The following is a 17,567-nucleotide window of genomic DNA, read 5'->3' as shown; positions in this document are numbered from 1 at the left end:
CCAGTTTTATGCGAGGTGATTTTACCGACAGCGATGCGTTTATCGCTTTTTTAGGGATGGACTTGCGGGTCGATGATTCTGGAAAAAAGAATGGCGCCCGATACCTGTCCAAGAAGGGGGATCCAGAAATACGCCGACTAGCTCATATCGCCGCAATGACGGCGTGCCGCTCGCCTAGATGGAAACCATTTTACGAGTCGTACCTAGCGAGAGGCTTTTCAAAAACCCAGGCCTTGGTGGTGCTAGCCCGCAAGCTCTGCCGAGTGGCATTTGCCTTGATGAAAAATCAGAGCGAATACCAGCCAACGCCTATGTTGCAGGGTTGCCCTGCAACATAGAATCTCCCACAGGTGTTGTGCCCACTTATTATTTTGGCATCAACGCCCCCGGCACCTGAATCACCCGGCTCGCCAACAGATGCCCCGCCTCGGCCGCCTCCGCTGGAGTGCCACCTAGCAAGCGGCTCGCCAGGTACGCGGCACTGAATGAATCTCCCGCCGCCGTGGTGTCCACCACACGCTCGACCCGTTGGGCGGGAATCTCATAAGACTCGCCATCGCAACGAATCAGGCAGGCCTCGGCACCACGCTTGAGCACCACTTCCGGCGTGCCGAACTGCCCATAGGCGGCGAACACCGCGTCAGTGTCCGCATAGCCGAACAGTGCCTGTTCGTCTTCCACCGTCAGCAGGGCCAACTCCACGTGGGGCAATACGCTGCGATACGCCGCTCGCGCCGCCTCGATCGAGGCCCAGAGTCTTGGCCGGTAATTATTGTCGAACACCACCTGGGCCCCACGGCGACGGGCCTCGACCAGGGTTTCGATGAACCTGGCGCGGCCCTGCTCGCCGAGCACCGCCAGGGTCACGCCACTGAAATACAGCACATCGTAATCCGGCAATGCCGCCAGGATCGGTGCGGCGGCCGGGGTGGTAAAACACTCGCGCACCGCCGCCTCGTTGCGCCAGTAGAGAAATCGCCGCTCGCCCGCCGCATCGGTCTGGATGCAATACAGACCCGGCAGGCGTCCAGGCAAGCGCTGGACCCGTTGCAGACCGATGTTTTCTTCGGCCCAGCGCTCACACATGGCATCGCTGAAACTGTCGTCGCCCAGGGCGGTGACGTAGTCCACCGCGCCCCTGTCGCCCAAGGCGCGGGACAGGTACACAGCGGTGTTCAGGGTATCGCCGCCGAAGCTTTGCAGCAGGCTGCCATCGGCGCGTTGTTGCAGTTCGATCATGCATTCGCCGATCAGGGCGATGCGGGGTTTGGCGTGGTTCATGGGTGATCCTGATGGTTCGGTGATGTCTGGCAGGCCGCTATCGCGAGCAAGCTCGCTCCCACAGTGGATTACTGTGAATGCAAACTCTGTGATCGTCTCGATCCCCCTGTGGGAGCGAGCTTGCTCGCGATAGCCGCGACTCGATCTCAAGCCTTAGAAGCAAGTCTCCATGCTCTCGACCACCCGCAACTGCTCATCCACCAGGCACCCCACCCGCCACTTGTCGAACGTCAGGCACGGGTGTGAAGTGCCAAACGAAATGATGTCGCCCACACGCAACTCAATCCCTGCCGCCACACTCATGAACGCATGTTGGTCCATCACCGCCGTCACCTTGCAGCCGCTCACGTCGTCCCCCACCACCGAATCCGATCCGGGCGTGTAGCGCTTGAGCGGCACCGGTAATCCGGCGTCGTAGGCCACGTCGCGCTTGCCCAGGGCGATCACCGCGAAGCCCGGCTCTGGCAGCGATTGCACATGAGCCCAGACTTCCAGGGCCGGACGCAGGCCTTCGTGCAGGTCGCTGCGGCGCTCCAGCACGCAGCACTGGGCTTCCTTGTAGATGCCATGGTCATGGGCCACGTAACTGCCGGGACGCAGCACGCTGAGGAAACGCCCATGGGCATTCTGGGCTTCGAAGGATTCGGCGATCAGGTCGTACCAGGCCGAACCCGAGGCGGTGATGATCGGTTTGTCGATGGCGAAGGCACCGTTGTCCTGCAGCTGCACCGCCAGCCGTACCAACGATGCCGCGAATGCGCGGATGCCACTGATGGCGTGGTCGCCATGGATCACCCCTTCGTAGCCTTCGATACCGGTCAACGCCAGCGCCGGTTGACTGCGAATGGCCTCGGCCAGGGCCAACACCTCAGCCTCGGTCCGGCAGCCACACCGACCACCGACCACGCCGTACTCGATCATCACGTTCAGCTTCATACCGCGCGAGGCGAAGAACGCCCCCAGGTCCGCGACGTTGTCCGGATGATCGACCATGCAATGGAATTCGAACGCCGGGTCGGCCAGCAGATCGGCGATCAGCGCCATATTTGGCGTGCCCACCAGTTGGTTGGCCATCAGCACTCGACGAACGCCGTGGGCGTAAGCGGCACGGGTCTGCACGGCGGTGGCGAGGGTCAGGCCCCAGGCACCGGCATCGAGCTGGCGTCGAAACAGCGCCGGGGTCATGCTGGTCTTGCCGTGGGGCGCCAGTTCGGCACCACTGTCGGTGACGAACGCTTGCATCCAGCGAATGTTGTGCTCCAGCGCCGCGCGGTGCAGCACCAACGCCGGCAGGCTGACGTCCTTGAGCAGATGAGCGCCGACGGTGGCCGCCCCCTTCTCTACGCCAGCATTGGGAATGACAGAAGACATGTTCGTACTCCTCGCACGCGGCCGCTCGCAGCCGCGATTATCTATTCATTGATGCGCCGGGCCAGGTTGTTGGCGCTTTCGATCAGCACCCGGCGGTAGTCGGCGTAATTGTTCTTGGCGTCGGCCCGTGGGGCGACGATGCACAGGGTGGCGATGGCCACGCCGCCGGGGTCTTTGACCGGGGCGGCGAAGCAGTGGGTGAAGGTGTCGGCGACGCTGTCGAAGGAGAAGAACCCATCGAGGCCGGCCTGGCGGATTTCCTTGAGGAATTGCTCCAGGGGCAAGCGTTCGCCGTCCGGCAAAATGAAGTCGTCGGGGTCGATCAGGTCGACGATCTGTTGGTCGCTCAAATGCGCCAGCAGCAGGCGCCCGGAGGCCGTCCACGGGATCGGTGCGTTTTCACCGATGTCCGATGAAATGCGGAAATGCCGCTCGCCTTCCTTCATCAGCGCGACGGTGTATTTGCGCCCGTTGAGCAGGCACATCTGCGCCGTTTCGCGGGTCTGGCGCACGATCTCCTGCAAGGCCTGGTCAGCCTCGCGGCTCAGGTCGAAATGCCGCAGGTGCGCCTGCCCGAGGAAATACAACTGGCGGCCCAGGTAGACGTGACCGTCCTTGCCCACCGGTTCAAGGATGCGGCGCTCCAGCAGCGACGCCACCAGTTCATAGACCGTGGACTTGGGGCTGCCGATGCCGCTGGCAATATCATTCGGGCGCAGCGGCTGGCCGATTTCCTTGAGGAAGTCGAGGATATCGAACGCCCGATCCAGTCCCCGGGCCCGGCGTTTGATGGTGTCTTCGGTCATTTATTGCGTTCCCGTTCATTGGTCGTAGGAGCTGTCGAGTGTAACGAGGCTGCGATCTTTCCCCAGTCAATTGAGTCTTGAGCGAAAGCCCGGCAGATCAAGATCAAAAGATCGCAGCCTTCGGCAGCTCCTACAACGGTTCAAGCCTTTTTCTTGTACGCGATGCAATCGATCTCGACCTTGCAATCAACCATCATGCTCGCCTGCACGCAGGCCCTGGCCGGGGCGTGTTCAGGGCTGAAATATTCGCCGAACACCTTGTTGAAGCTCCAGAAATCCCGCGGGTCTTCCAGCCACACACCGCAGCGCACCACGTCCTTGAGCTCATAACCAGCCTCTTCGAGAATGGCGACCAGGTTCTTCATGGTCTGATGGGTCTGCTCGACGATCCCGCCGACAATGATCTCGCCGTTCACCGCCGGCACCTGGCCGGACACGTGCAGCCAGCCATCGGCCTCCACGGCGCGGGCGAATGGCCGTGGCTGGCCGCCGCCTGCGGTGCTGCCGGTGCCGTAGCGCGTAATGCTCATGGGTGTTTCTCCTTGCTTGGATAGATTAACGATTCGACTGAATTAAAAGCGGGTGTTCTTGAGGAACTCCGCCAACCGCGGCGACTGCGGCCGCTCGAACAATTCTTTCGGTGGCCCTTGCTCTTCGATGCGGCCCTGGTTCATGAAGACGATCTTGTCGGAGACCTCGAAGGCAAAGCGCATTTCGTGGGTCACCAACAGCATGGTCATACCGTCTTCGGCCAGGCCCTTGATCACGTTCAACACCTCGCCGACCAGCTCCGGGTCCAGGGCCGACGTCACTTCGTCGAACAGCATCAGGCTGGGGTTCATGGCAATCGCCCGGGCAATCGCCACGCGCTGCTGCTGGCCACCGGACAACTGGCCGGGAAAGTGATCGCGCCGCTCCAGCAGGCCGACCCGCTCCAGCCATTTCTCGGCCAGGGCCACCGCTTCGTCCTTGGGCAGTTTTTTCACCTTGATCAGGCCCAGGGTGACGTTCTGCAATGCGGTCAGGTGCGGGAACAGGTTGAATTGCTGGAAGGCCATGCCGGTCATCGCACGGTGCCGGGCGATAACCTTCTCGGGGTGGCGCACACGCTTGCCGTCGATGTCGTCGTAGCCGATGGATTCGCCGTCGAGCACAATCTGCCCGCCCTGGAATTCTTCCAGCATGTTGACGCAGCGCAGCAGCGTGGTCTTGCCCGAACCGCTGGAGCCGATCAGCGTGACCACGTTGCCGCGCTGCATGCTCAGGTCCACGCCCTTGAGCACTTCCAATGGGCCGTATTGTTTGCGCAGGCCGCGAATGTCCAGCAACGGTTGAGTATTGGAAGGAGTCGAAATATCAGTCATGGCAAGGCCACCCGCTTTTCAATGTGCCGCCCGAGCAATTCGATGGCGTAATTGATGATGAAAAAGAGAAACCCGGCGAACAGGTAAAACTCCAGGGTCATGAAGGTCCGGGCGATGATCTGCTGGGTGCTGAGCAACAGTTCGGCGACGCCGATCACCGACAACAGGGTCGAGGCCTTGACGATCTCGGTGGAGGAATTGACCCAGGTCGGCAGGATCTGCCGCAACGCCTGAGGCAACAGCACATAGCCCAGCGACTGGTAGAACGTCAGGCCGATGGCCTGGCTCGCCTCCATCTGCCCACGGGGCAGCGCCTGCAAGGCGCCGCGCACGATCTCGGCCACATGGGAACCGCAGAACAGCGTCAGGCCCAGGACACCGGCCTGGAATGCACCGATCTGCCAACCCAGGGCCGGGGCCATGTAGAAGCAGGCCAGCACCAGCACGAACACCGGCGTGCCGCGGATCAGGTCGACGTAGAAGCGAAACGGCGCGCGCATCCAGGTCCGGCCATAGGTCAGCACCAGGCCGGCAACCAGGCCGATCAGCGTGCCCAACACAATCGCCAACAGCGAACACTGCACACTGGTCAGGAAACCGGCCCACAGGGTGTCCCGGGCGACCCATAACTCATGCAACCAACTGGGTGATTCGTACATGGGAGACTCCTAACGGCGGATCGCAAGGCGCTGCTCGAAATACCGCAGCACCATGGCAATGAGGTAACAGGCCGCGACATACAGGGCCGTGGTCACCAGCCAGGTTTCGATCACCCGGTAGCTCTCCACGTTGATCTTGCGGGCGTAATAGGTCAGCTCCGGCACGGCGATCGCCGCCGCCAGGGAGGTGTCCTTGAACAGCGAAATGAAGTTGTTCGACAAGGCCGGCAACACGTTGCGCAGCATCACCGGCACGGTGACGTAGGCCTTCACCTGCCACTCGCCCAGGCCGATGGCCAGCCCCGCTTCCCGCTGCCCCTTGTGAATGCTCAACAGTCCGCCGCGGAACACTTCGGTCAAGTAAGCCCCGGCGTACAACGAGAGGGTGATGACGAACGACGGCAGCTTATCCAGGCGAATGCCCAGGCTCGGCAAGGCGAAGTAGATCAACAGGATCAGCACCAGGATTGGCGTATTGCGGATCACCGTGACATACACCGACGCCAGCACCCGCAGGACCCGGTGCTTGCTCAGCAGCGCGAACGCCATGGCCAGGCCGATCACGCAACCGATGGCGATCGACACCAGTGCCAGGGAAAGCCCCAGGCCCAGCCCCGCCAGCAAGGTGTCGAAATCGCGCCAGACGGCGGCAAAGTTCAACTGATAATTCATGGTTGGCAGTACCTTCGACGAAGCGCCCACAAGGGGCGCCCCGGGCTCACAGGGTCATTTGAATTCAACGGGGAAACCAATCGCCGGCGACGGCAGCTCGACGCCGAACCACTGCTTGAACGACGCCGCATAGGTAGGAAATTCCACGCCGGTCATGGCTTCATGCAAGGTGGTGTTGACGAAGTTCAGCCAGTCCTGGTCGCCGCGCTTGACCGCACAGGCGTAGGTTTGCGGGCTCCAGGCATAGGTCGGGCTGCGGTAGCGCCCAGGGTTCTGCACCATCAGGTACTTGACCGAGGATTGGTCGGTGGCGGCGGCATCGGCGCGGCCGGAGTTCACCGCCTGGTACATCAAATCGACGCTGTCGTACTGGTCGACCTTGGCCTTGGGCAGCGCCTGGTGCACCAATTCTTCGGCGTAGACGTTCTGCAGCACCGCCACGGTGACGTCATCGCCCGCGGCCTTGAGGTCTTCTATTTCCTTGTACTTGCTGTTGGCCGGCAGCAGCAGGCCCACGCCTTCGCGGTAGTACGGCAGGGTGAACGCCACTTGCTGGGCACGACTGGCGGTGACGGTGATGAACTGGCAACTCATGTCGACCTTATCGGTCAGCAGGTTGGGGATCCGCGCATCGGACGACTGCACCACGAACTCGACCTTCTCCGGGTCATTGAACAGACCCTTGGCAACCATGCGCGCGATATCGATATCAAAGCCCTGCAACTTGCCATCCGCTCCCTGGAAGTGCCACGGCGCATTGGTACTGCCCGTGCCCACGATCAATTTCCCCCGCTGCAGCACGCTGTCCAGCTTGCTGTCGGCCGCCTGGGCGACACCCATGGCAGCCGTCGTGGCCGCGAAGAGAAAAACACACGCTTTGAACAAGGAAGGTCGGCGTTGCATGGCAAGCACTCCAGAGTGAGTTTATTCCGCTATACCGGAACATGGTATGTAACAACGGAATAGACAGCAGAAAGTGTGCCACAGGCTTGATGCCCATGGGTGAGGAAAATGGAAAGTTAAGGAAATCAGAGGGATGGGAAAAACAGACCTGCGGACGCTGGCGCTCGCATGTGAATGCTGTTGCTACCGTTAGCTACGACGCACGGGTAATAAGGCCCCAAACCGGGTACCCGCGCACCGAAACGGAGCCACTCTGGAGTTGTAAATGGCTATCTGCGGGAGGGAGCTTGCTCGCGATAGATATGGATCAGTCAATGTTGATGTTGAATGACCTGACGCTATCGCGAGCAAGCTCGCTCCCACCATTGTTCGGCGGTGTGCCTGGTCTATTTGCGCTTGTAGCTCTTGCTGCCGCCAGGCGTGAGGCAATAGACCCCGCCCCGGGGACCGACGCAGTAATTGCCACTGCCGCATTGGCAACCGTCGGCGGACTTGAGCAGCGACTGCGGCCGCGCCTCGTTCCGAAGCCCCAGCACAGCGGAACAGGACTTCTTCGAAGCACTGATCGAGCCGTCGTTACATAGAAAAGTATCGCCATCACACCCAGTGATCCCCCCTTTGCGCCCGGAACACGGTTGATTGGCGGCGATGGCCGAAGTACCCAGGGCCAACAACAGGATCGCGACACAGGTGCGAAGTAAAGCGGACGTTCCGTGACAGAGTTTCATGGCAGCTTCCTGGCTGATAGATGGCTCTATGCTAGCACCGGAAAGAATTCCACAAACGCTCCAACTCATAGGTCATCGAGAGAAACCTTGATCGTTGGATCGTTTTCACGCTCGCGGCAAAGAGCAGCCAACTCCATGTCCTCGAGACGGTCCATCATGGCTTCATATTCCCTGGCAGGAATGCAATAGAAAACAGGCTCGTTTCGGTTGAGGATGGCTACAGATAACCCTTCACCGGCAGCAACGGTGCCCATTGGGTTTTTCTTGAGCTCAGAAATGCTGGCAACGACTTGGGAAAGCACGATATGTGTCATGAAATAAACCCTTGAGTACTCTTAATAGCGCAAAAAATAGCACTCTAAAACACCCTTGCTACTGCTCAGCGCCCGCAAAACCTCACCCTGGACAACATCCGCAAATCCCCCTCGTGGTAATAGTCATCACTCCAGCTGTCATCCACCGCCAGTGGCTTGACCTGTTTGAGGGCGAGTTTTTTCGCGAAGTAGCGAAAGCGGTAATGCTCATAGAAACGCAGCAGTTCCAGCCCGTAGCGGTCAGCCAGGTCGGTATTGCCCTGAATGATCAGGTAGTTCTCGTCATTGCCACTGCTGGCGGCGGCGCTGAGGTTGTGGCTGCCGCTGAGGATGGTCGGCGTGTCACTGGTGAAGTCGGTGACGATGGCTTTGGTGTGCACCAGTAGATTGCCTTTCTGGCCTTTCATGTTTTCCCGCAACCAGCCCTCCAGACCGGTGTTGAGCAACGCGGTGGCGGCGAATTCGGCGGTGCGGTCGGCATGGAAGCCGGTGATGCGGCTCTTGGTGTTTTGCAGGCCGTAACGCAGCACGTCGTCATTGGGTTGGCCGAGCACGGCGTCAAGAATCCGGTCGGGCAAGACGAATGCGGTGACGAACAACAGGTCCTTTCGAGCCGCGTTGATGATGTCGACGAAGCGGTCCAGGTCGCCCTCCCCGGCGCGCGGCGAGAACCCGGCGAACAACGCTTCTTGCGGGGCCATGGCATTGTTCAGGGTCAGCCACTGGCGAGTGGCATCGACGTCCTCGGGCGTTGCCCAGATTTGCTCGAATACCTGGAGATAGCTGCTGCTTATCCGAGGGTCGTCCAGCACATGCACGACGTTGGCCTGACGGTAGACACCGTTGGCGGTGAAGTTGGTGCTGCCGCACAGCACGGCTTCAGGTTGCAATGAGCCGCTGGCCTCCACCTTGCTCAGCACAATGAACTTGTTGTGGAAAATGTTGTGGGTGACCCGCCCACGCTTGTTGGCCGCCGGCATGTTTTCGAGGCTGGCTTCGTTGCGCGCCGTGGTGTCGTCTCCTGGCTCGGCGTGATACAGCACCCGTACCTGGGCGCCGCGAGCGTGAGCGGCAGTCACCGCGTCGACGATCACCGGCAATTCGTATTCATAGATGGCGACGTCCAAGGCCCAGCGGGCATCCAGCGCCCGGTCGATGAAACCGGTCAAGCGCCCCAGCAAACCGTTTTCCAACCAGCGACGTGGTGCGTCGGGCCAATCATCGATGGACAGGTGCTTGTTGGCATCGATCAGTGCGTCCACTTCGGGAAACTTGCGCTGGAACGCCTGGCTGGCGGCCACGGCACGGTTGAAGATGACCCGCTGGTCGGCCGGGTGCCCGTCGTCGCTGGTGACGGTGACGGCCAGGGATTCGCCCAATTGCGGTGAATCGGGGCTGCCATAGGCCAGGTGCACGCGATAGTGGATCGTCACGCCGGGGTTGACGGCGTAGTCGGCCCAACGAAATTTCTGCAGGGGTGCCTTGTCGCTGGGGGTGGCGTGGAACTGGGGAAAGGTGTGGGTCTTGTCGGGGAACGTCAGGCTGTTGAACAGGAATAGCCAGGGCTTGTCCCCCTGCTGTTTCTCGATGGCAAAACCCAGCAAGCCCTTGCGCCGGGGTTCGGCCAGGTCCATGGCGAGCAGCACGCCGTTGGTGCCGGCATAGGCCTTGACCCGAAAATCGTCCTGGTCATTGGTGACGAGTACACGCATGGTTCACTCCTGTGAGGGGCTGCTTGAGCATAGTGCAGTGATGCGGGTCAGATGGCAGGTCATTGGAACCGAGGGGATGCCATCGCGAGCAAGCTCGCTCCCACAGGGGACCGGGGTGTTCATCACCCATGTATTCACAAAACAGTGTGGGAGCGAGCTTGCTCGCGAGGGGGCCCTGACAGTCACAGAACCTTTCAATCAGCCTCATCGATATGCCGATACTCAGCCTGCAACTGCCCCGCCAACTGCCGGGCCCGGCCCAGGCGGATCGGGCCGCGCTCGATGTCGATCAACAGGCACGGGCAATCCAGGGAGGGCAGTGGCAGTCCCTCCTTGACTCGTCCGTCGGTCATCACCAACACCCGCTGTTGCTCCGCCGGGAAGCGCTTGCGCCGGGCCGTCAACCAGCGTCCGGCCTCGTTCAGCGCCGCCAGCAACGGTGTACCGCCGCCGGCACCGAGTCCATCGAGCCAATCCCGCAGTCCGGCTGAGGCCTTGAGCCCTTGCACCTGCCAAGTCGGGACAGTACCGCTGGCGGCCAACAGCGCCAGGCGGGCCCGCTGCCGGTAGGCGTCGTCGAACAGTTGCGCCAACAAGCCTTTGCCGTCACTCAAGGCCCGATGCCGACGGGTCGAGGCCGAGGCATCGACGATGACCAGCCACAACTCATGGGGCGAGCGCTGGCGGCTGTGAAAACGCAGGTCCTCCTGCAGGCGTGGACGACCATTGAGCAGCGTCCCCGGCCAGTTCACCGCACCGCTGGCCGCGGCTTTGCTCCGACCCTGGCGTCCCTGCTCCAACTGTCCTGCACGGGGCCTGGCATTCGCCCCCGCCGTTGAACGAGGGCGAATGCCTAGGGCTTTTTTGGCCAGCTCGGCACGTCACGTCGGGCACCGGTCGGCAGTGCCCGGGCCGGCAGGTCGCCCCATTGGCCTTGGCCTTCGTTGGGCTTGGCCGTTTCATTCGCAGCCGTTTGCGGCGCCTGGGACGCCGCCGGTGCCGAATGCCCGCGCCGCCGATGCCGCAGGGCAAATTCGGCGACCGCATCGATGTCCTCATCGGCAATCGCAGCAGCGCCGCGCCAGGCCGCATGGGCCCGGGCCGCCCGCAGCCAGACCAGGTCAGAGCGCAAGCCATCGACCCCGGCGGCAAAACAGCGCTCGGTGATCTGCGCCAGCGCCGCATCATCCAAGGCGATCCCGGCCAACCGATTGCGCGCCTGTTGGCAACGTTCACGCAACTGCCGCTGGGCCGTCTCCCACTCCGCGCAGAACGCCAGCGGGTCACTGTCGAAATCCAATCGCCGGCGAATGATCTGGCCACGCTCAGCCGGTGCGGTGTGACCGTCGAGGGCGACGTTCAGGCCGAAACGGTCGAGCAATTGCGGGCGCAGTTCGCCCTCTTCCGGGTTCATGGTGCCGATCAGCACAAAGCGCGCCGGATGCCGATGGGAAATGCCGTCGCGCTCGATCAGGTTGGTGCCGCTGGCGGCCACATCCAGCAGCAGGTCCACCAGGTGGTCGGGCAGCAGGTTCACCTCATCGACATACAGCACGCCACCGTCGGCCTTGGCCAGCACGCCGGGAGAAAACTGCGCGCGCCCCTCTCCCAGGGCCACATCCAGATCGAGGGTGCCCACCAGTCGCTCTTCGGTGGCGCCGAGGGGCAAGGTGACGAACTGACCGCTGGCCAGCAGGTCCGCCAGGCCCCGGGCCAAGGTGGACTTGGCCATGCCCCGCGGGCCCTCGATCAGCACACCGCCGATTTTCGGGTCGATCGCAGCCAGGCACAGGGCCAGTTTCAGGTCATCGGCACCGACCACGGCGGAGAGCGGGAAATGGGGTTGGATCATGGTGAATGCCTCATGAATGTGCGACGTTCCTGTTGTCCTCATTTCAGCCATCCTCCTCAATGTCCAACAACAAATTCTCCAGCGCCTCGCGATACTCCCCCGGCGCCTGCCACATCCCCCGCTGCTGCGCTTCGAGCATGCGCTCGGTCATGTCCCGCAGGGCGTCGGGGTTGTGCTGGCGGACGAAGTCCCGGGTGTCCGGATCGAGCAGGTAGGCATCGGCCAGCAAAGCGTACTGGTGATCGTCGATCAACTGCGTGGTGGCGTCGAAGGCGAACAGGTTGTCCACCGTCGCCGCCAGTTCGAACGCGCCTTTATAGCCATGCCGCTTCACGCCGTCGATCCACTTCGGATTGGCCGCGCGGGAACGGATGACGCGGTTGAGTTCTTCCTTCAGGGTGCGAATCCTGGGCAAGTCCGGCTGACTGTGATCGCCATGATAGCTGGCCGCGGCCTGCCCGCTGAGGGTCTCCACCGCCGCCAGCATGCCGCCCTGGAATTGGTAGTAATCATTGGAATCGAGCAGGTCGTGCTCGCGGTTGTCCTGGTTCTGCAACACCGCTTGCACCTGGCTCAGACGCCGAGAGAACGGCTCCCGGGCGGCGGTGCCTTCATCGCTGCCGCCGTAAGCGTAGCCGCCCCAGTTCAGGTACACCTCGGCCAAATCCTCGCGGCTTTGCCACAAACGACCGTCGATCGCGCCCTGCACGCCCGCGCCATAGGCACCGGGCTTGGCACCGAAGATCCGCCAGCCGGCCTGGCGCGCCGCCGCTTCCGGCTCCAGGCCCGACGCCAACAAGGCTTCGCGCTCACTGCGCACCTTGGCTGCCAAGGGGTTCAGGTCGTCCGGTTCATCGAGGGCGGCGACGGCCTGCACCGCCGCATCGAACAGCCGGATCAGATTGGCAAAGGCATCCCGGAAGAACCCGGACACCCGCAGCGTGACATCCACCCGAGGCCGGTCCAGCAGGCTCAGCGGCAGGATCTCGAAGTCATCGACCCGCTGGCTGCCGGTGGCCCACACCGGACGCACGCCCATCAGCGCCATGGCCTGGGCGATGTCGTCACCGCCGGTGCGCATGGTGGCGGTGCCCCACACCGACAGGCCGAGCTGGCGCAGGTGATCACCGTGGTCCTGCAAGTGCCGTTCAAGGATCAGGTTCGCCGACTGGAAACCGATGCGCCACGCCGTGGTGGTGGGCAGGTTGCGCACGTCCACCGAGAAGAAATTGCGCCCGGTGGGCAACACATCCAGGCGCCCGCGACTCGGCGCACCGCTGGGGCCAGCCGGCACGAAGCGCCCGCTCAAGGCATCGAGCAGGCCATGGATTTCCGCCGGACCGCAGGCGTCCAGGCGCGGGGCCACGACGGCTCGCAGGTTTTCAATGATGCTGCCCACCACCTCCCAACCCGGCGCGTCGAGCTGCTCGACCGTGCCATCCAACGCCTGCTCGATCAACTGCGCGGCGAACAGCTCCAGGCGCTCGCGGGTATCGCCGGCGGTGCGCCAGGGCTCGGTGCTGATCCGGCGCAATGCCTCGGGACAGTCGCCCGTCCAAGGCTCGGCCAAGGCACAATCCAGCGGATCGAAACCCAGCCCGAACGCCTTGGCCAGCGCCCGCAGCAGGCTCGACTGCGCGCCTTTGCCATCGCCCCGGGGAATGCGCAGCAACGCCAGCAACGTGTCGATACGCAGCCGCCCACTGGGCGACTCACCAAAAATGTGCAAACCGTCACGGATCTGCGACTCCTTCAAGTCGCACAGGTACGTGTCCAGGCGTGGCAGCCAGATCGCGGCGTCAGCGTCGCTGTCGAGGCCGGCATCCAGTTGCAGCTCGCGGTCGATGTGGGTCTCGCGCACCAGGTTGAGAATGTCCCGTTGCAGTTCCCGGGCACGACGCGGATCGAGCAATTGCGCCTCGTAGTATTCGTCGGCCAGCAGCTCGAGGTTACGCAGCGGTCCGTAGGTTTCGGCCCGGGTCAGCGGCGGCATCAAGTGGTCGATGATCACCGCCTGGGTGCGACGCTTGGCCTGGGCGCCCTCACCCGGGTCGTTGACGATGAACGGATAGATATTCGGCAGTGGCCCCAACAGCACGTCCGGCCAGCAATTTTCCGAGAGCCCGACACCTTTGCCCGGCAGCCATTCGAGGTTGCCGTGCTTGCCGACGTGGATCACCCCGTGGACGCCGTAGGTGTGGCGCAACCAGAAATAAAACGCCAGGTAACCGTGGGGCGGCACCAGGTCCGGGTCGTGGTACACCGCGCTCGGATCGACCTGATAACCCCGGGCCGGCTGGATGCCGACGAAGGTCAGGCCCAGGCGCAGGCCGGCGACCATCAGGCGGCCGTCGCGGAACATCGGGTCCTGCTCGGGCGAGCCCCAACGCGCCAGCACCGCTTGGCGATTGGCCTCGGGCAGCGCGTCGAACAGGGCCAGGTAGGCATCCAAGGCCAGGCTCTGGTGACACGGACGCAGGTCGAGGCTGTCCAGGTCGTTACTGATGCCGCCGAGCAATTGCTGGATCAACGCAGTGCCGCTCGCTGGCAGTTCGGCCGGCAGTGGATAGCCCTCGGCCTGCAAGGCCCGCAGGATATTCAAGGCCGCCGCCGGCGTATCCAGGCCGACGCCATTGCCGATGCGTCCGTCCCGGGTCGGGTAGTTGGCGAGGATCAGCGCCACACGCTTCAGCCCATTGGGCAGGCGCGCCAGGGTGGTCCAACGTCGGGCCAGCTCGGCGACAAAATCCATGCGTTCGGGTACGGCGCGGTAGCAGACCACGTCGCTCTGGCTGCGCTCACTGCGCCAGGCGAGGTCCTTGAAACTGATGGGGCGGCTGATGATCCGGCCATCCAGTTCCGGCAGGGCAATGTGCATCGCCAGATCCCGTGGCCCCAGGCCCTGCTCGCTGGCGCGCCAGCCCGGTTCGTTGTCCTGGGCGCAAATGGCCTGGATCACCGGGATGTTGCGACGGAACGGTCTCAGGTGCGGCGCTTCCGGGCTGGACTGGGCGAAGCCGGTGGTATTGAGGATCACCCCCGCTTCCACTTCATCCAACCAGTCCTCCACCCGCGCCAGGCAACCGGGCTCCTTGAGGCTGGCCACGGCAATCGGCAATGGGTTGAGCCCCGCCGCTTGCAGGCGCTGGCAGAACACGTCGATGAACGCAGTGTTCGCCGCTTGCAAGTGGGAACGATAAAACAGCACCGCCGCCACCGGTTGCCCGGCGTTCCACTCGGCTTGCCAATCGCCGAGGCTGGCGCTGGTTTTTTCCGGGTGGTAGATCGCCGTGCGCGGCAGGGTCTGCGGCTCGGCCCACGGATAATCGCGGCCGAACCATTGACTGCCGAGGTAGTGAAACAGGTCCAGGGCATTGCCCAGGCCGCCCTGGCGCAAGAACTGCCAGAGCCGGTCGCGGTCCTCGACGGCCACGTTGCTCAGGTCACTGAGCTCCGGGTCCGGTCGATCATCCCCCGGCACCAGGATCAGCTTCACCCCGCGCCCGGCCAGGTCCATCAGGCGCTCGATGCCGTAGCGCCAATAGCCAATGCCGCCGTGCAGCGACAGCAGGATCACCTTGGCGTGGCGCAGCACGTCTTCGAAATACAGATCCACCGAGGCGTGGTTCTGCACCTGCATCGGATTGGCGAGGCGAAACTCCGGATAATCGCCCGGCAGCTGCTTCGCCGCTTCGGCCAGCAGCGCCAGGCTGGAGTCGCCGCTGCACAGGATCACCAGCTCGGCGGGGGTTTGCCCCAGGTCGGCAATGTTGTCATCCGACACGAAACCGCCGGGCTGGGTCCTGAGCAGGTGCATGGCTTAGGCGCTGAGGGCGGCGCGCAACTGCGCTTCGAGCAATGCGGCATCGAGCGCTTGGCCGATCAGCACCAGACGGGTGACCCGCGCTTCCTCGGCGCCCCACTGGCGGTCGAAATGCTTGTCGAAACGCGTGCCAACGCCTTGGATCAGCAGGCGCATCGGCTTGTTCGGGATCGCCGCGAAACCCTTGACCCGTAGTACGCCGTGCTGGACCACCAGTTGCGTCAACGCGTCCAGCAACAGGCTTTCGTCGGCCTGGGGCAGCTCGATGGAGATGGAGTCGAAGGCGTCGTGATCGTGGTCGTCATCGTCGCCATCGTGGTGATGGTCGTGATGGCTGTGGCGGCCGTCGATGTGTTCTTCGGAACCGGCGCCCAGACCGATCAACACGTCCAGCGGCAGGCGACCGTTGCTGGCTTCGATGACCTTGACCGCCGGCGGCAGCTCTTCGGCGACTTCCAGGCGAACCTTGGCCAGGTCTTCAGGGCTGATCAGGTCGGCTTTGTTGAGGATCACCAGGTCGGCGCTGGCCAACTGATCGGCGAACAGCTCGTGCAACGGCGATTCGTGGTCCAGGTTCGGGTCGAGTTTGCGCTGGGCATCGACCTGGTCGGGGAAGGCGGCGAAGGTGCCGGCGGCCACGGCGGGGCTGTCGACCACGGTAATCACCGCATCGACCGTGCAGGCGCTGCGGATTTCCGGCCATTGGAAAGCCTGGACCAACGGCTTGGGCAAGGCCAGGCCGGAGGTTTCGATCAGGATATGGTCGAGGTCGCCGCGCCGGGCCACCAGCTCGCGCATCACCGGGAAGAACTCTTCCTGCACCGTGCAGCACAGGCAGCCGTTGGCCAGTTCGTAGACGCGGCCGTTGGCTTCTTCTTCGGTACAACCGATGGCGCACTGCTTGAGGATCTCGCCGTCGATGCCCAGTTCGCCGAACTCGTTGACGATCACGGCGATGCGCCGGCCCTGTGCGTTGTCGAGCATGTGCCGCAGCAAGGTGGTCTTACCCGAACCGAGAAAGCCGGTGACGATGGTAACGGGGAGTTTGGCCAGTGTTTTCATCGGATGCCCTTTGGCAAGGTGGCGGGCAAACGGGACGACAACCGCGGGCACAGGTGTGCACGGAAGATTTCGCCACCGGATCACCCCGCCCGGTTGTAGTGAGAATCTGTCTCGAGGCAGGTCTCCTGGCTGACGGCGGGCCAGTCTTACGACTGGCAATGGCTGCGCCTTCCCGTGCGCCTTTGGTAAAAGGGCATGCACAGTGGCCTTGCAGAAATCTCACCGTTCACAGTTGCGGGGGCAGCCGCGGCTTGGACCGCGTTCCCTTCTTAGCTTCGGCGCAGGCCGAAGAACCTCGAAGGCGCAAGGCTACGCAGGGTGTGGGGGCGGGTCAATCTCCGCAAGGAAGTTCTGCGGTGTTCTTGCCGCCGCCATCGCGAGCGAGCTCGCTCCCACATTGGATCTGTCTCGGGCTAAACAGCCTACTGTGGGAGCGAGCTTGCTCGCGATGGGCTGCGTAGCGGCCCCCTGTGCATTGACGGCCCCGCCCCACCCATGCTCTCCTGTGCGCCTAGTTACGGGTGCCCTTCACAGGGTGAAACGGGAAACCGGTGAATCGTGTGCTTTACTCCAAAGCCACGTCAGTCCGGTGCTGCCCCCGCAACGGTAAGCGAGCGAAGCGTCTGAACCACTGTGTCCCCGGACATGGGAAGGTGACGCTTGCAGGCCAGGCACGCGCCCGGCCCCTCGCAAGCCCGGAGACCGGCCCATGACTCAAAGCATCAACAAACCCGCGGTGGGCGGGCGCTGTTCGAACCTTGGCGGTCTTTCGCCCGGGGTCTCATTGCGCTCGCCTCCCCACGGAACAAAAACAGAGGGAAGCGCCATGTCGACCATCAGCAGCACCGCCCGCACCGCCAGCAGCACCACCACCCTGAGCCAACGCCTGAGCGCCGCGATCCTGGCTTCGATCCTGGGCGCGGGGCTGGTCTATTTCGCCGGTTTCTCCCACATCGAGGCAGTGCACAACGCCGCCCACGATACCCGCCACAGCGCTGCCTTCCCCTGCCACTGAGAACT

17 protein-coding genes and 2 riboswitches are annotated in these 17,567 nt (G+C 63.1%); of the genes, 2 read left to right on the top strand and 15 right to left on the bottom strand.

The window, feature by feature from the left end:
- A partial coding sequence (locus BLQ55_RS17675) for a transposase (protein WP_143011719.1) occupies positions 1-338 on the top strand: 338 nt, incomplete at its 5' end.
- A gap of 28 nt (positions 339-366) precedes the next feature.
- Here BLQ55_RS17675 and BLQ55_RS17670 read toward each other — a convergent pair.
- The 15 genes from BLQ55_RS17670 to cobW form a co-directional block, all read right to left on the bottom strand.
- Positions 367-1,281, bottom strand: coding sequence for a sugar kinase (locus tag BLQ55_RS17670; RefSeq protein ID WP_092255511.1), 915 nt, complete (start codon positions 1,279-1,281; stop codon positions 367-369).
- Between the two features lie 153 nt (positions 1,282-1,434).
- Positions 1,435-2,652, bottom strand: a complete 1,218-nt coding sequence (locus BLQ55_RS17665) for an amino acid deaminase (RefSeq protein ID WP_092255508.1) — start codon at positions 2,650-2,652, stop codon at positions 1,435-1,437.
- Positions 2,653-2,693: 41 nt separating this feature from the next.
- Positions 2,694-3,458 (bottom strand): IclR family transcriptional regulator, encoded by a 765-nt coding sequence (locus BLQ55_RS17660; protein ID WP_058543922.1) that lies wholly within the window; start codon positions 3,456-3,458, stop codon positions 2,694-2,696.
- Positions 3,459-3,598: 140 nt separating this feature from the next.
- A complete protein-coding gene (locus BLQ55_RS17655) occupies positions 3,599-3,988 on the bottom strand; it encodes a RidA family protein (protein ID WP_092198834.1) in 390 nt (129 codons plus the stop codon).
- A 42-nt stretch (positions 3,989-4,030) separates the two neighbouring features.
- Entirely contained in the window at positions 4,031-4,822 is a 792-nt protein-coding gene (locus BLQ55_RS17650) for an amino acid ABC transporter ATP-binding protein (protein ID WP_092255505.1), read from the bottom strand.
- Complete coding sequence (locus BLQ55_RS17645; RefSeq protein ID WP_028236639.1) at positions 4,819-5,481, bottom strand: amino acid ABC transporter permease; 663 nt, start codon at positions 5,479-5,481, stop codon at positions 4,819-4,821. The genes BLQ55_RS17650 and BLQ55_RS17645 overlap by 4 nt, the downstream gene beginning before the upstream one ends.
- A 9-nt stretch (positions 5,482-5,490) precedes the next feature.
- Positions 5,491-6,153 carry an amino acid ABC transporter permease gene (locus BLQ55_RS17640; protein ID WP_018608019.1) on the bottom strand — a complete coding sequence of 221 codons (663 nt, stop codon included), beginning with the start codon at positions 6,151-6,153 and terminating at the stop codon, positions 5,491-5,493.
- A 54-nt stretch (positions 6,154-6,207) separates the two neighbouring features.
- Positions 6,208-7,056, bottom strand: coding sequence for a transporter substrate-binding domain-containing protein (locus BLQ55_RS17635; protein ID WP_092198842.1), 849 nt, complete (start codon positions 7,054-7,056; stop codon positions 6,208-6,210).
- Between the two features lie 386 nt (positions 7,057-7,442).
- Entirely contained in the window at positions 7,443-7,784 is a 342-nt protein-coding gene (locus BLQ55_RS17630) for a YdcA family protein (RefSeq protein ID WP_092255502.1), read from the bottom strand.
- A gap of 65 nt (positions 7,785-7,849) precedes the next feature.
- A complete protein-coding gene (locus BLQ55_RS17625; protein ID WP_092255500.1) occupies positions 7,850-8,098 on the bottom strand; it encodes a type II toxin-antitoxin system Phd/YefM family antitoxin in 249 nt (82 codons plus the stop codon).
- Positions 8,099-8,163: 65 nt separating this feature from the next.
- On the bottom strand, positions 8,164-9,810 hold the full coding sequence (locus BLQ55_RS17620) for a phospholipase D-like domain-containing protein (RefSeq protein ID WP_092255497.1): 1,647 nt from the start codon (positions 9,808-9,810) through the stop codon (positions 8,164-8,166).
- 194 nt (positions 9,811-10,004) lie between these two features.
- A complete protein-coding gene (locus BLQ55_RS17615) occupies positions 10,005-10,610 on the bottom strand; it encodes a vWA domain-containing protein (RefSeq protein WP_256326600.1) in 606 nt (201 codons plus the stop codon).
- A 53-nt stretch (positions 10,611-10,663) separates the two neighbouring features.
- Entirely contained in the window at positions 10,664-11,662 is a 999-nt protein-coding gene (locus BLQ55_RS17610) for a magnesium chelatase ATPase subunit I (protein WP_092255494.1), read from the bottom strand.
- Between the two features lie 43 nt (positions 11,663-11,705).
- On the bottom strand, positions 11,706-15,479 hold the full coding sequence (gene cobN, locus BLQ55_RS17605) for a cobaltochelatase subunit CobN (protein WP_092255491.1): 3,774 nt from the start codon (positions 15,477-15,479) through the stop codon (positions 11,706-11,708).
- A 3-nt stretch (positions 15,480-15,482) separates the two neighbouring features.
- Entirely contained in the window at positions 15,483-16,547 is a 1,065-nt protein-coding gene (cobW, locus tag BLQ55_RS17600) for a cobalamin biosynthesis protein CobW (RefSeq protein WP_092255488.1), read from the bottom strand.
- A gap of 97 nt (positions 16,548-16,644) precedes the next feature.
- A riboswitch (cobalamin riboswitch) is annotated at positions 16,645-16,860 on the bottom strand.
- A 189-nt stretch (positions 16,861-17,049) separates the two neighbouring features.
- Positions 17,050-17,273: riboswitch (cobalamin riboswitch) on the top strand.
- A gap of 100 nt (positions 17,274-17,373) precedes the next feature.
- Between cobW and BLQ55_RS17595 the strand changes: the two genes are divergently transcribed.
- Positions 17,374-17,562 carry a CbtB domain-containing protein gene (locus BLQ55_RS17595; protein ID WP_014338677.1) on the top strand — a complete coding sequence of 63 codons (189 nt, stop codon included), beginning with the start codon at positions 17,374-17,376 and terminating at the stop codon, positions 17,560-17,562.
- Positions 17,563-17,567 lie beyond the last annotated feature (5 nt).

This window comes from Pseudomonas sp. NFACC13-1 (genome assembly GCF_900104425.1).
Classification (GTDB): Bacteria; Pseudomonadota; Gammaproteobacteria; order Pseudomonadales; family Pseudomonadaceae; genus Aquipseudomonas; species Aquipseudomonas fluorescens_AA.
Note: the sequence above shows the minus strand (reverse complement) of the source record. Positions and strands in the feature narration are given on the sequence as shown.

What these genes read in the sequence shown, in the direction of transcription:
- BLQ55_RS17665 (WP_092255508.1), bottom strand. Translation starts at nt 2,652, where the DNA reads ATGTCTTCTGTCATTCCCAATGCTGGCGTAGAGAAGGGGGCGGCCACC.
- cobN (WP_092255491.1), bottom strand. Translation starts at nt 15,479, where the DNA reads ATGCACCTGCTCAGGACCCAGCCCGGCGGTTTCGTGTCGGATGACAAC.
- BLQ55_RS17595 (WP_014338677.1), top strand. Translation starts at nt 17,374, where the DNA reads ATGTCGACCATCAGCAGCACCGCCCGCACCGCCAGCAGCACCACCACC.
- BLQ55_RS17620 (WP_092255497.1), bottom strand. Translation starts at nt 9,810, where the DNA reads ATGCGTGTACTCGTCACCAATGACCAGGACGATTTTCGGGTCAAGGCC.
- BLQ55_RS17645 (WP_028236639.1), bottom strand. Translation starts at nt 5,481, where the DNA reads ATGTACGAATCACCCAGTTGGTTGCATGAGTTATGGGTCGCCCGGGAC.
- BLQ55_RS17655 (WP_092198834.1), bottom strand. Translation starts at nt 3,988, where the DNA reads ATGAGCATTACGCGCTACGGCACCGGCAGCACCGCAGGCGGCGGCCAG.
- BLQ55_RS17625 (WP_092255500.1), bottom strand. Translation starts at nt 8,098, where the DNA reads ATGACACATATCGTGCTTTCCCAAGTCGTTGCCAGCATTTCTGAGCTC.
- BLQ55_RS17635 (WP_092198842.1), bottom strand. Translation starts at nt 7,056, where the DNA reads ATGCAACGCCGACCTTCCTTGTTCAAAGCGTGTGTTTTTCTCTTCGCG.
- BLQ55_RS17660 (WP_058543922.1), bottom strand. Translation starts at nt 3,458, where the DNA reads ATGACCGAAGACACCATCAAACGCCGGGCCCGGGGACTGGATCGGGCG.
- BLQ55_RS17630 (WP_092255502.1), bottom strand. Translation starts at nt 7,784, where the DNA reads ATGAAACTCTGTCACGGAACGTCCGCTTTACTTCGCACCTGTGTCGCG.
- BLQ55_RS17610 (WP_092255494.1), bottom strand. Translation starts at nt 11,662, where the DNA reads ATGATCCAACCCCATTTCCCGCTCTCCGCCGTGGTCGGTGCCGATGAC.
- BLQ55_RS17670 (WP_092255511.1), bottom strand. Translation starts at nt 1,281, where the DNA reads ATGAACCACGCCAAACCCCGCATCGCCCTGATCGGCGAATGCATGATC.
- cobW (WP_092255488.1), bottom strand. Translation starts at nt 16,547, where the DNA reads ATGAAAACACTGGCCAAACTCCCCGTTACCATCGTCACCGGCTTTCTC.
- BLQ55_RS17650 (WP_092255505.1), bottom strand. Translation starts at nt 4,822, where the DNA reads ATGACTGATATTTCGACTCCTTCCAATACTCAACCGTTGCTGGACATT.
- BLQ55_RS17640 (WP_018608019.1), bottom strand. Translation starts at nt 6,153, where the DNA reads ATGAATTATCAGTTGAACTTTGCCGCCGTCTGGCGCGATTTCGACACC.